The 11,845-nt window shown below is 70.3% G+C and carries 10 protein-coding genes; 6 read left to right on the forward strand and 4 right to left on the reverse strand.

Going from position 1 to position 11,845, the window contains the following annotated elements; genetic code table 11:
* Nucleotides 1–41 precede the first annotated feature (41 nt).
* From E3O32_RS15450 to mtrA, 3 genes are read right to left on the reverse strand one after another with little or no spacing between them, the layout of a single operon-like run.
* The gene (locus tag E3O32_RS15450) at nt 42–1,724 is read right to left on the reverse strand and encodes an LpqB family beta-propeller domain-containing protein (RefSeq protein WP_134510725.1); all 1,683 of its coding nucleotides are present in this window, start codon (nt 1,722–1,724) and stop codon (nt 42–44) included.
* A complete protein-coding gene (gene mtrB, locus E3O32_RS15455) occupies nt 1,717–3,381 on the reverse strand; it encodes an MtrAB system histidine kinase MtrB (RefSeq protein ID WP_241975027.1) in 1,665 nt (554 codons plus the stop codon). Before mtrB ends, E3O32_RS15450 begins: the two co-directional genes overlap by 8 nt.
* Before the next feature lie 5 nt (nt 3,382–3,386).
* Nucleotides 3,387–4,067 (reverse strand): MtrAB system response regulator MtrA, encoded by a 681-nt coding sequence (gene mtrA, locus E3O32_RS15460; RefSeq protein ID WP_134510726.1) that lies wholly within the window; start codon nt 4,065–4,067, stop codon nt 3,387–3,389.
* A 135-nt stretch (nt 4,068–4,202) separates the two neighbouring features.
* On the opposite strand from mtrA, the gene E3O32_RS15465 reads away from it, so the two are divergent.
* Genes E3O32_RS15465 through E3O32_RS15485 form a run of 5 tightly spaced genes read left to right on the forward strand, consistent with a single transcriptional unit; the run spans nt 4,203 to nt 9,567 of the window.
* A complete protein-coding gene (locus tag E3O32_RS15465; protein ID WP_166790874.1) occupies nt 4,203–5,360 on the forward strand; it encodes a glycerophosphoryl diester phosphodiesterase membrane domain-containing protein in 1,158 nt (385 codons plus the stop codon).
* Entirely contained in the window at nt 5,357–6,037 is a 681-nt protein-coding gene (locus E3O32_RS15470) for a DUF4129 domain-containing protein (protein ID WP_134510728.1), read from the forward strand. Before E3O32_RS15465 ends, E3O32_RS15470 begins: the two co-directional genes overlap by 4 nt.
* The gene (locus E3O32_RS15475) at nt 6,034–7,290 is read left to right on the forward strand and encodes a DUF4350 domain-containing protein (protein WP_134510729.1); all 1,257 of its coding nucleotides are present in this window, start codon (nt 6,034–6,036) and stop codon (nt 7,288–7,290) included. Before E3O32_RS15470 ends, E3O32_RS15475 begins: the two co-directional genes overlap by 4 nt.
* Complete coding sequence (locus E3O32_RS15480) at nt 7,287–8,258, forward strand: AAA family ATPase (protein WP_134510730.1); 972 nt, start codon at nt 7,287–7,289, stop codon at nt 8,256–8,258. The genes E3O32_RS15475 and E3O32_RS15480 overlap by 4 nt, the downstream gene beginning before the upstream one ends.
* Nucleotide 8,259: 1 nt before the next feature.
* Nucleotides 8,260–9,567, forward strand: a complete 1,308-nt coding sequence (locus E3O32_RS15485; protein WP_134510731.1) for a DUF58 domain-containing protein — start codon at nt 8,260–8,262, stop codon at nt 9,565–9,567.
* A gap of 71 nt (nt 9,568–9,638) precedes the next feature.
* Here E3O32_RS15485 and E3O32_RS15490 read toward each other — a convergent pair whose 3' ends face one another.
* Nucleotides 9,639–10,634 carry a stage II sporulation protein M gene (locus E3O32_RS15490; protein WP_134510732.1) on the reverse strand — a complete coding sequence of 332 codons (996 nt, stop codon included), beginning with the start codon at nt 10,632–10,634 and terminating at the stop codon, nt 9,639–9,641.
* A 17-nt stretch (nt 10,635–10,651) separates the two neighbouring features.
* On the opposite strand from E3O32_RS15490, the gene E3O32_RS15495 reads away from it, so the two are divergent.
* Nucleotides 10,652–11,506, forward strand: coding sequence for an RDD family protein (locus E3O32_RS15495; RefSeq protein WP_134510733.1), 855 nt, complete (start codon nt 10,652–10,654; stop codon nt 11,504–11,506).
* Nucleotides 11,507–11,845: the final 339 nt, after the last annotated feature.

Consider the following 11,845-nt stretch of genomic DNA (forward strand, 5'->3'; position numbering starts at 1 on the left):
CGGTCCGGTGGAGAACCGCCCCGGGCCTGCGCCGGGGAGGGCTAGCCGCCTATTCCCTGCTGGGTGGCCAGGAGCGTGACCGCGTCGATACGCTGCTGCCAGCCGACTCCGCGCTGCACCAGCAGGCCGCCGGTCGAGGAGAGTGCGCGCAGGTCGCGCAGGCTGTTGCTGCCGACGATGGCGACGCTGTCCGGAGCGGATTCGAGGATCGAACTGACGCCGCCGATCTGCTGGGCGACGATCCGCTCGGCGCCGCCGGGAACCACGGTCAGGTACGCCACGGTGAGTTCATCGATCCAGGTCGCGTCGACCGGCTCCCCTACCTCGGCGGCCAGCTGCACCTCGTCGCCGAGGGCCACCGGCAGGTTCTTCTCCCGCTTGATCGACACGACGACGAAACGGGTGTCCGTGCCCGCCCTCAGCAGCGCGATCAGCCTGGTTCCGTCGCGTGAAACCCGGAGGGACTGGATCGCGGAGGCTTCAGGCCATGGCGTCGGCACCGCCGTCGCGTCCCCGGCGGGGCTGTATACGAAGAGTTCCCCGGGGCGTCCGGCCGGCACCGACCAGACATAGCCGTGGTTGTCGACCGCCGGCGAGATCAGGCCCTGCCGTGGATCGAGCAGCTTCGGGTCGTCCCCCACCCGCACTCCGTAGACGCCGGAGCCGGTCAGCGCGGCCGCGACGGTCTGCCCGGGCGAGAGCGTCACGGCGCTCGGATTGAGGGCGACGATGCGGTCGGAGAGCCCGGGGATCGGCGTGGTCGTCTTCCCGGTCGCCGCGAGGAAGCCGAACTCGCCGTTCCGCAGCACCAGCGCCCTGGCATCCACCCGGGGGTTCAGCACCGGCGCATTCGCACCCAGGTCGCCGATGTCCTGGGAGTTCTGGTTGATCGTGATGGTCACGGTCAACCCTGCGGGGAGGCTGTTGCTCAGCTGGGCACGCATCCGCTGCAACGTGACCCGGTCTGCGTTCAGAGCTTCGCTGTTCAGGTCGACCTTGGCATCCCGGGCGACGACCTGCACCGCGTCGGCGGTGAGCTTGGTCCCGCCGGGGAATGCGGTCACCACCGACCCGGCCAGCCACGGGCTGGGACCGGCGAGCATCCCGTTGACGATCTTGGTCAGGGTGGCCGCGCCACGCGGGAACCAGCGCAGGTCTGGCACCAGGTAGGTGAAGTCGGGGTCGAAGAAGTAGAGCGCCTGGGCGCTGAACACGTCCCGGAAGGTGGTCTGGTCGATCACAGTGCCATTGGGAGCCACGCTGATCCGCCACTGGCCGCCGACCTGCACGAACTGGTAGCGCAGCGGAACCGCCGCCGAGGATTCGACCTCGTGGTACTCGCCGATCCCGTCGACCTCGGCGACCGGGTTGACCGAGAAGACCATCGTGCGTTCGTCGGCGGCCACGATGGTCCGGCCTCCGCCGTCGTCGACGGTCACCCCGGTTTCCGGGCTCCAGGACCCGCTGTAGCTCGGAGCCAGGAATTCCCGGGCGATCTCGTAGTCGTTCTCCGGGCTGGTCGCCGCGTCGATGAAGCCGCGAAGGATGCCCTCCTGGCTGGCGTCCTTCTGCGGCCTGGACGGCAGGAAGACCGGGGCGGGGGTGTCCCCGGGCCCCGCCGCCTGCCCTGGCCTGACGCTGCCGTCCCTCGGGATGCCGGAGCACCCGGCCAGGCACAGCGCGAGCGCGAGCATCGCGGCCAGGGTCCCGAACCGTCTACGCATGGTGCCCTCCCGTGACGATGCGGGCCGCGGCCGTGTCCAGGGTGTCAATCCCGGCGTCCTCCGGCGGCAGAGGGCTCGGCGAGGCGGTCAAGGTGCCGTGCGCCGTGCGCGGCAGGGTCAGCCGGAAGCAGGAGCCCTTGCCGGGGCTCGACCAGACCTGCAGCCAGCCGCCGTGCACCGCGGCATCCTCGAGCGCGATCGAGAGTCCGAGGCCGGTGCCGCCGATGGTGCGTTTGCGGGAGGGGTCGGCCCGCCAGAACCGGTCGAAGACGTGGCCGATGTCGGCCTGGCTCATGCCCAGGCCGTAGTCCCTGACCGACAGGGCCACGGCGGTCGCGTTGCTGTCGACCGAGACGACGATGGGTTTGCCTTCCCCATGCTCGATCGCGTTGCCGATCAGGTTGTGCATGATCCGGCGGATGCGACGCGGGTCGACTTCCGCGTCCAGGTGACCGCCGGGCGCCACGAGCGTCAGTCGTGATCCCTTCGAGTCGCCCAGGGAGCGAAGGCCGTCGATCGCATCCTCGGCCAGGTGGACCAGGTTCGTCGGCTCCGTCTCCAGGTCCACGGACCCGGCGTCGTACTTGCTGATCTCGAGGAGGTCGCTGAGCAACAGTTCGAAGCGTTCGACCTGGGTGTGCAGCAGCTCGGCGGTGCGCCCCGTCGCCGGCGGGAACGTGGCACGCTGGTCGTAGAGCAGGTCCCCGGCCAGCCGGATGGTGGTGAGAGGGGTGCGCAACTCGTGCGACACGTCTGAGACGAAGCGCTGTTGCACCTCGGACAGGTCTGCGAGCTCCCGGATCTGACTCTGCAGGCTGTCCGCCATCCCGTTGAACGATTTCGCCAGGGTGGCGATGACGTCGGCGCCCTTCTCCGGGATGCGCACCCCCAGGTCGCCGGAAGCCAGCCGCTGGCTCGTCTCCGCGGCGACCCGGATCGGCGTGACCACGAACCGCACTACGATCCAGGTCACGGCTCCGATCAGCAGGATCAGGATGAGGCCGGCGAACAGGAGCGTGCGCTGCACGAAGAACAGGGTGGCCTCCGCCTCGCCGAGGTTGTATCCGATGTACAGCTCGTAGCGTCCGGCGACCGGGACGGTGAGCTGGGAGCCGACGACGATCCCGGGCACCTCACCGCCGTCGTCGGTCGCGAGGGTCACGGACTGCCAGAACTGCCTTCCCGGCTCACCCTGCACCGAACCGCGGAGCTCGTCCGAAATGACCGACGTCGACTCTCCGAAGGTCGAGAAGTCCTGCGGCGCCGCCGTCGATGGATCCTGGCCCGGCACCCGGAAGACCGCGATGAGCCGACTCGACGATGCCGCCGAGATGGAACTGCGGGCGGAGCCGAGCAGGCTCTGCACCTGCACTCTGTCCGAGGCGTCGGAGGCATCCAGGATGCCCTGGGCGGCCGACGTTGCCCGGTTCGAGTCCAGTTCGACCTGGCCCAGCCGGGACTGGAACAGGTCGTTGCCGACGCTGACCGACACATAGACGCCGACGAGGGCGATCGCGAAACCGGACAACGCCACGGTGATCGTCACCGTGCGGAATTGCAGGGAGGACCGCCACAGCCGGGCGACCGTGGCCGGCCAGGACCGCCAATCCCGCCAATCCCGCCAGTCGATGCGGGCGAATCCGGTGCGGACGGCCACGAGAACTAGCCGGCCGAGCCGGCCCGGTAGCCGACTCCGCGCACGGTCATCACGATGCGCGGGTTGTCCGGATCGTCCTCGACCTTCGCGCGCAGGCGCTGCACATGCACATTGACGAGCCGGGTGTCGGCCTTGTAGTGATAGCCCCAGACCTGTTCGAGCAGCATCTCCCGGGTGAAAACCTGTTGCGGCTTCGACGCGAGTGCGAGGAGGAGATCGAACTCGAGCGGGGTGAGGTTGATCTGGCGTTCGCCGCGCCGCACCTCATGCCCGGCGGCATCCACGACGAGGTCGCCGATCTGCAGGTTGGCCGGGGCGTCGTTCGAAGCGGGACGCAGGCGGGTCCTGATCCGCGCGACCAGTTCCTTGGGGTTGAACGGTTTGACCATGTAGTCGTCCGCTCCGGATTCGAGGCCCTTCACGACGTCGGTGGTGTCCGTTCTCGCCGTCAGCATGATGATCGGCGTTCCGGACTCGGCACGGATGAGACTGCACACCTCGATGCCGTCGAGGCCGGGCAGCATGAGGTCGAGCAGGATGAGGTCAGGTTTGGTCGCGCGGAACGCTTCCAGCGCCAGCGCGCCATCGGCGCAGAAGAATGGCTCGAAGCCTTCGCCGTTCAACACGATGCCGATCATCTCTGCCAGCGCGGTGTCGTCATCGACGACCAGAATGCGTGCGTTCATACGTCCGTTTTCAGCTCAGTCACCTTGGAATTCCCCCCGGTGAGTAGTGCAATCTCTGGGTCAAGAGTAGTCGAGTGTTCGGTGTGATTCCCGAACAAACCGGTTACCGTGCCGAGGTGTGCCAGCATTGGTCTCGTGACGGACCCGCAGAACTGGCAGTCCCCGACGAATGACGGGCAGAATGGACCGCGCTATGGCGAGCAGGTCCCGCCGCTCGCGCCGCCCGGCGGCGGTCCCCAGCCCGGCTGGAACGTGCCGTCCGGCTGGACTCCACCCCCACGACCCGGGCTGATCCCCCTGCGCCCACTGGGCTTCGGAACCCTGCTCTGGGCCCCGTACCAGGTGCTCCGCCGGAACCCGAAGGCCACCTTCGGGAGCGCCCTGCTCATCCAGGCCGTGGTCACACTGGCCACGCTCGTCGTCGTCGGCTCGGTCACGTTTTTCGCGCTCAGCCGGGTGGACAGTGCGCCGCTCGCCGAACGTGACGCGGTGCAGGCCGGAGCCTGGGTCGGCATCGCCCTGTCCGCGCTGGTCCCGATTGCGCTCTCGCTTGTCGCCGGCGCCCTGCTCCAGGGCGTCATCGTCCTGGAAGTCGCCCGGGCCACTCTCGGCGAGAAGCTCCGACTCGGCCAGCTCTGGCGTCTGGTCGGCCGCAGGCTCTGGCCGTTGGCGTTGTGGACCGTCCTGCTCAGCGCCGTCGCCGTGCTCGCCCTCGGCCTGGTGACCGGGGCCGTCGTGCTGTTCGTGACGCTGGGCGGGGCGTGGGTCGGCCTCGCAGTCATCCTGGGCATCTTCGGCGTCCTGCTGTTCATCGCGGGCGCCGCCTGGCTGGGCACCAAGCTGTCCCTCGTGCCGTGCCTGATCGTGCTGGAGCGGCTCGGCCTCCGGAAGTCGGTTCAGCGGTCCTGGTCTCTCACCCGCGGGTACTTCTGGCGCACCCTCGGGGTGCAGCTCCTCGTCGCCGTGATCATCAACGTCGTCAGCCAGGTCGTCGTCACTCCCGTGTCCATCCTGTTCTCGGTTGCCACCTCGCTCGTCGATCCCAATGCCGGCTTCGACACCTACCTTCCCTCGGTCATCCTGTACGTTCTGGTGCTGTTCGTCAGCTTGGTGCTCGGCGCGGTCGCAACCGTCGTGCAGTCCGCGACCGTCGCGTTGATCTACATCGACCTGCGGATGCGCAAGGAAGGCCTCGACCTCGAACTCGCCAGGTTCGTCGAGTCCGCGCCGGGCAGCGGCGGAACGGACCCGTACCTGGTCGGCGCCGCCGGCAGGGAGGCCCCAGGGGCATGATCGGCGGGTGGGGGCACGGAACGACGGTGCTGGCCGGCATCCCGGTCGACCCCGACGCGCCCGAAGCCCGCCGCTGGCTCCGCGAGGAGCTGGCGAAAGCGCCGTATCAGGCGGCCCGACCGACATGGTTCGACCGGCTTTCCCAGGCGGTCCTCGACTGGTTCGGCTCCCTGGTCGCACCGTCCGGCCAGGGCGTCGCCGGCTGGGTTCCGTTGATCGTGACCATCGTCGTCGCCCTGGTGCTCGCTGCGCTGTTGATCATCTTCGGCCTTCCCCGACTGAACCGGCGGAGCAGCCTGGCCGCCGACCTCTTCGGAGTCAACGACCGCCGCTCGGCCGCCGACCTGCGCACAGCGGCCCTGGCGGCCGCCTCGCACCGCGACTGGACCCTGGCCGGGATGGAGATGTTCCGGGCGCTCGCTCGCGGCCTGTTCGAGCGCACCATCCTGATGACGACGCCGGGCACGACGGCCCATTCCTTCGCCGAACGGGCCGCCGAGGCCTTCCCCGGGGACAGGGTGCGCCTGGCCGCTGCCGCTGACGTGTTCGACGGCCTCCGTTACCTCGGGCAGGTCGGCACCGAGGAAGGTTTCCTCGCCCTGGCCGCCCTCGAAAGCGACCTCCGCGGGACCGTCCCGGTGCGACGGGAAGATCCTGCCCCTGAGGTCCTGCCATGACCCCGGCGACGGATGCCGCCACCGCGCCTGCGATGACCCCGGCGCCGGTGGCGCCCGACGCGGTGTCGTCGACGCCGACCCTGCGCGCGGCACTTCGCCGGTCCGGCTTCTGGGTGGCCGCGGGCGCCGGCGCCCTGCTGGTCGCGATCATTGCGACCGCCGTCGCCGGCGGCAGCGCGTCGGGCGGACCTCCCCTGGCCGCGGACAACGCCGCCCAGGCCGGCGCCAGGGCCCTTGTCGAGGTGCTCAGGAACCAGGGGGTTGACGTGACCCTGGCCGGTACCCTCGAGGAAGCGACGGCCGCCGCGGCCCGATCGACGGACCCCACCCTGTTCTACTTCGATGCCGACGGCTACCTGACCCGCGACCGGGTCACAAGGATGGCCGGACTGGTCTCCCGCACCGTCGTCGTCGACCCGGACTTCGGCACCCTGCAGGCGCTCGCCCCCGGAGTCGGTTTCGGCGGACTGGCCGCCTCCGCCTCCCGGGAGGCGGTCTGCGACATCCCGTCGGCGGTCAAGGCCGGCCGGCTCTCCCCCGGCGGGAAGACCCTCACGATCGCCGCGGACGCGTCCGGGCTGACCGGGTGCTTCCCGACGGGCCGGGGCGCCTTCGCCCTGGTCGCCCGCCGCGACCAGGGCCGCACGATCACCCTCGTGGCCGACACCGCCGTGTTCAGCAATGACACGATCACCCGCAACGGAAACGCCGCGCTCGCCCTCAACCTGCTCGGGTCAAGCGGCGACCTGATCTGGTATCTGCCGACACTCGCGGACGTGGCCCGCACCGGGCCTCCGTCGCTCGGAGAGCTGACGCCGGGCTGGGTCACCCCGACACTCGTCCTGCTCGTGGTCGTCGCCCTGGCCGCCATGGTCTGGCGAGGACGGCGATTCGGCCCGCTCGTCGCGGAGAACCTCCCCGTCACCGTGCGAGCCAGTGAAACCATGGAGGGCCGGGCCCGGCTCTACGCACGCAGCGGTGCCCGGCTGCGAGCCGTCGACGCCCTGCGGGTCGGAGCGCTCCAGCGCCTGGCCGGGAAGGTCGGCCTCTCCCGGCTGGCCGGCCTCGATGAGGTGATCCTCGCCGTGGCGGCGGCCACGGGCCGGGCACCCGGCGACGTGCGGGCCGCGCTCGTCGACGCCGTGCCGGCAGGCGACCGCGACCTCATCGCCCTCTCAGACCAGATCCAGGATCTCGAGCGGGCCACGGCTCGCGCGACCACCTCACCGCCACCCGGAAGAATGGACCCATGAGCACCCACACCGCTGCCGTCGACACCCTCAGAGACTCCCTCGTCCAGGTGCGCACCGAGGTGGGCAAGGCGGTCGTCGGCCAGGACGGCGCGGTGACGGGACTGATCATCGCCCTGCTGGCGCGTGGACACGTGCTGCTGGAGGGGGTGCCGGGCGTCGCGAAGACGCTGCTGGTGCGCTCCCTCAGCCACGCCCTGAGCCTGGAGACCAAGCGGGTGCAGTTCACGCCCGACCTCATGCCCGGGGACGTGACCGGTTCCCTCGTCTACGACGCCAAGGTCGGCGAGTTCGAGTTCCGCAAGGGACCGGTCTTCACGAACATCCTGCTGGCCGACGAAATCAACCGCACACCGCCGAAGACGCAGTCCTCACTGCTTGAGGCGATGGAGGAGCGCCAGGTCAGCGTCGACGGCGTGTCCCTGGCCCTGCCGGATCCGTTCATCGTCGCCGCCACGATGAACCCGATCGAGTACGAGGGAACGTACACGCTGCCGGAGGCGCAACTCGACCGGTTCCTGCTCAAGCTCGTGCTCGACATCCCGGAACGCGACGCGGAGTACGAGGTGCTCCGCCGGCACGCCGACGGTTTCAACCCCCGCGACCTGGCCGGCGCCGGGGTCACCGCCGTGCTCGGCGCGGAGGAGCTGCACGCGGCGCAGGCGGCCGTCGCATCCGTCGGTTCCAGCCCGGATGTGCTCGCGTACATCGTCGACCTGGCCCGGGCGACCAGGCGCAGCCCCTCGGTGAAGCTGGGTGTGAGCCCCCGGGGCGCCACCGCCCTGCTCGCCTCGGCCAAGGCCTGGGCCTGGCTGAGCGGTTATGACTCGATCACCCCCGACCACATCCAGGCGATGGTGCTGCCGTGCTGGCGGCACCGGATCCAGTTGCGGCCGGAGGCCGAGCTGGAGGGCGTCGCGGTGGACGCGATCCTGCGCGCGGTCATGGCGCAGGTCCAGGTTCCGATCTAACGTGACCGTCACCGGTCGTTTCGTCGCGCTCGTCGCCCTGGGCGTCGTGCCGATCGTCGCGCTCGGGCGCACCCCGGGCACCGCCGCCCTGGTGCTCGGCCTGTGGCTGCTGGTCGTGCTCGGCGCGGGCACGCTCGACCTCGCACTGGCCGGGTCGCCGAGGACCCTGTCGCTCGTGCGCAGCCTGCCGGCCAGGGTGCGCCTGGGCGAGACTGTCATGAGCGACCTCTACCTGACCAACACCGGGACGAGGCGCCTGCGGGCGATCGTCCGGGACGGCTGGCAGCCGTCGGCCGGCGCCGGCAACAACCGCACCCCCGTGCTCATCCCGCCGGGAGAACGACGCCTCGTCTCCCTGCGGCTGGCGCCGTCCCGCCGCGGAGAGCGCCGGGTGAACCAGGTGACGGTGCGATCGAACGGCCCGCTCGGCCTGTGGGCCAGGCAGGCGACCCTCGAATGCCCCGGGCGGGTGAGGGTGCTGCCCCCGTTCAACGCCCGCAAACACCTGCCCTCCCGGATCACGCGGCTCAAGGAACTGGACGGCCGCACCAGCCTTCTGGTGCGCGGGCAGGGCACGGAGTTCGATTCCCTGCGCGAATACGTGCGGGGTGATGACGTCCGCTCCATCGACTGGAGAGCCACCGCCCGGCACAGCGATGTCATGGTGCGCACGTGGCGCCCGGAACGCGACCGGCGCGTCGTCATCCTGGTCGACAGCGGGCGCACCTCCGCCGCCCGCATCGACGACGAACCGCGACTCGACACCGCCTTCGAGGCGTCGCTCCTGCTCGCCGCACTCGCGTCCCGGGCCGGCGACCACGTCGACTTCATCGCGTACGACCGCCGGGTGCGCGGCAGGGTGCAGGGCGCCCAGGGCGCCGAGCTCCTGTCCCGGATGGTCGACGCCATGGCGGTGATCGAGCCCGAACTGATCGAGATGGACTGGTCCGCCGTGCCCGGCCAGGTTCGCGCCGTGACCAGCCAGCGGGCGCTCGTCGTTCTCGTCACCTCGATCGACGCGGCCGGTGCCTCCACGGCTCTGCTGTCGATGCTGCCGCAGCTGACCCGGCGGCACACGGTCGTGGTGGCGTCCGTCGCCGACCCGACCACCCTGCTGGCCAGCCGCCGGCGGGGCAACCGGGAAGAGGTCTACCGCGCGGCGGCCGCCGAACGGGCCATGCTCGACGTCGCCCGGGTGTCCGCCGCCATCCGTCAGCAGGGCGCGGATGTCGTCACCGCTGCCCCCGCGGACCTGCCGCCGGCCCTCGCGGATCGTTACATCGCGCTCAAGGCCGCCGGGCTGCTCTGAGCCGCTGGTCTGCTCTCCGCCGCTGGTCTGCGCACCGCCGCTGGTCTACTGTGGCTTAGACGCCGGCCCGTTCAGGCCGCGTAGATGCGCGTGGCCCCTGCCTCGAACTCGGCCAGGTCGCCCGTCTCGCCGGCGCGCGTGGCCCGGCCGCCGAGCACGAGCATGTAGGCGAGGAATCCGAGGAGCGCGACGGCCCCGATGCCGATCTTGACGGGCCACGGCCACGGTGCCGGGGTGACGAACCCTTCGATGATGCCGGAGACGAAGAGCACCAGCACGAGCCCGATGGCGACCGTCGACAGGGCGCGGGCGTCTTCGGCCAGCGCCTGAGCCCGGGTGCGCCCGCCTGGGGCTATCCACGCCCAGAAGATCCGGAGCCCGCCGGCCGCGGCCACGAAGATGGCAGTCAGCTCGAGCAGGCCGTGCGGCGCGATGTAGAGGAGGAAGACGTCGCCCTTGCCGTAGGCGAACATGACGCCGGCGGCAACGCCGATGTTCTGCGCGTTCTGGAGCACGATGTAGGGCACGTAGACCCCGAGGATCCCGAACGCGATGCACTGCGCGGCGATCCAGGCGTTGTTGGTCCAGACCTGCCCGGCGAAGGACGCCGCCGGATTCTCGGAGTAGTAGTTCACGAAGTCCTCGTTCGCCATCTTCTGCAACTGCGCATCGGAGCCGAAATTCGCGAGGACCTGCGGATTACCCGTCGCCCAGACGGCGTAGAGCGCCGCGACGACGACCGTGACAACCGCGACAGCGAGGGTGAGCCAGCGCAGGCGGTACAGGGCCGCCGGCAGCTGGAGCACGAAGAAGCGAGGCACCTGGGACAGCACGTTCGCGCTCGCACCGGTGAACCGCAGACGGGCTCGGGACAGTGCCACGGACAGCCGGTCTCCGGCAAGGGTGGAGCCGGCGGTGGTCTTGATGAACGAGAGCTCGGTGGCCCCCGCCTGGTAGCGCGCGATCAGCTCGTCGGACTGCGCGCCGGAGAGCCGGCGCTGGGAGCCGAGTTCGGCCAGCCGGTCCCATTCGGCGCGGTGCGCCGCTGAATACGCGTCGAGGTCCATCTGCTCTAATAGTAGACATGGCGGAGCACGGGAATGTGGCCGATCACGGCGAGTATCCTCGCAACGAGTTCGAACTCGTGACCGGCGAAGCCGTGGCGCTCGATGTGCGCCCGGCCAGCGTCATCCTGCGTGCCGCGGGCACGATCATCGATTGGCTCGCCTACCTGCTCCTGTTCCTGGTGATGGCATTGGCGGTCATCTGGCTGGTGGGCGATTCGATCGACGTGGCACTGGCCAGAGCCCTGAGCATCTCGGGACTGGTGTTCTCCATCCTCATCGTCCCGATGACCGTGGAAACGCTCACGGGAGGCCGCAGCCTGGGCAAGCTGGCGATCGGTGCCCGGATCGTGCGGGACGACGGCGGAGCGATCCAGCTGCGCCACGCGTTCATCCGCGCCCTCGTCGGCGTGATGGAGTTGTACTTCACCTTCGGCGGGCTCGCCGCGATGACAGCCCTGCTCAACGGCAGGTCCAAGCGGCTGGGCGACCTGCTCGCCGGCACCTACAGCCAGCACGAACGCGTCCCGGCGGACGCCGCCCCGGTGCGGGGCCTTCCGCTCGAGCTCGAGGAATGGTCGCAGATCGTCGACATCGTGCGGCTCCCCGACCAGCTCTCCCGAAGAATCGCGCAGTTCCTGCGGCAGGCGTCCCGGCTGACCCCGGACTCGCGGACGCGGCTCGCCTCCGGCCTGGCCGATGAGGCCTCCGCATTCGTGTCGCCGCTCCCGGCGGTGCCGTCGGAGATGTTCCTGCTCGGGGTCGCCGCGGTGCGCCGCGACCGCGAATACGCGGCACTGCTGCTGGAGCGCAGCCGCCTGGAGCGTCTGCGGCCCGCGCTCGAGAACCTCCCGCACGGCTTCCCGAACCGGTAGCCCGCGGAAGCCGCAGCCGTGGCCCCCGCTCGCGTCAGGGCGCTCGTGGCGCAGGGTGCGCCTCGGGGCGCATGTTCCTGGGTGCGCCGGCTTGCCGAACCTGCGCCGCGAGCATCGCCCGGCGGGGTCGGGTCCTCGCCGGGCCTGATCGCACCGGGCCTGATCGCGGGGTTGCGGCGCGTCAGCAGGTTAACGCAAGGAAGGCCACCCTGGTGGGGTGGCCTTGCTTGATCGGCGTGCGGCTTAACGCAAAATGGCCACCCATTGGGTGGCCATTTCACTTGTTGCTAAGTTAAGTCCGGCGGTGTCCTACTCTCCCACAGGGTCCCCCCTGCAGTA

This window comes from Cryobacterium mannosilyticum, from assembly GCF_004402705.1.
Lineage (GTDB): Bacteria > Actinomycetota > Actinomycetes > Actinomycetales > Microbacteriaceae > Cryobacterium > Cryobacterium mannosilyticum.

Excerpts from the sequence above, each read along its gene's own strand:
- E3O32_RS15480 (WP_134510730.1), top strand. The coding sequence starts at position 7,287 with ATGAGCACCCACACCGCTGCCGTCGACACCCTCAGAGACTCCCTCGTC.
- E3O32_RS15470 (WP_134510728.1), top strand. The coding sequence starts at position 5,357 with ATGATCGGCGGGTGGGGGCACGGAACGACGGTGCTGGCCGGCATCCCG.
- E3O32_RS15495 (WP_134510733.1), top strand. The coding sequence starts at position 10,652 with ATGGCGGAGCACGGGAATGTGGCCGATCACGGCGAGTATCCTCGCAAC.
- E3O32_RS15475 (WP_134510729.1), top strand. The coding sequence starts at position 6,034 with ATGACCCCGGCGACGGATGCCGCCACCGCGCCTGCGATGACCCCGGCG.
- mtrA (WP_134510726.1), bottom strand. The coding sequence starts at position 4,067 with ATGAACGCACGCATTCTGGTCGTCGATGACGACACCGCGCTGGCAGAG.
- E3O32_RS15450 (WP_134510725.1), bottom strand. The coding sequence starts at position 1,724 with ATGCGTAGACGGTTCGGGACCCTGGCCGCGATGCTCGCGCTCGCGCTG.
- E3O32_RS15490 (WP_134510732.1), bottom strand. The coding sequence starts at position 10,634 with ATGGACCTCGACGCGTATTCAGCGGCGCACCGCGCCGAATGGGACCGG.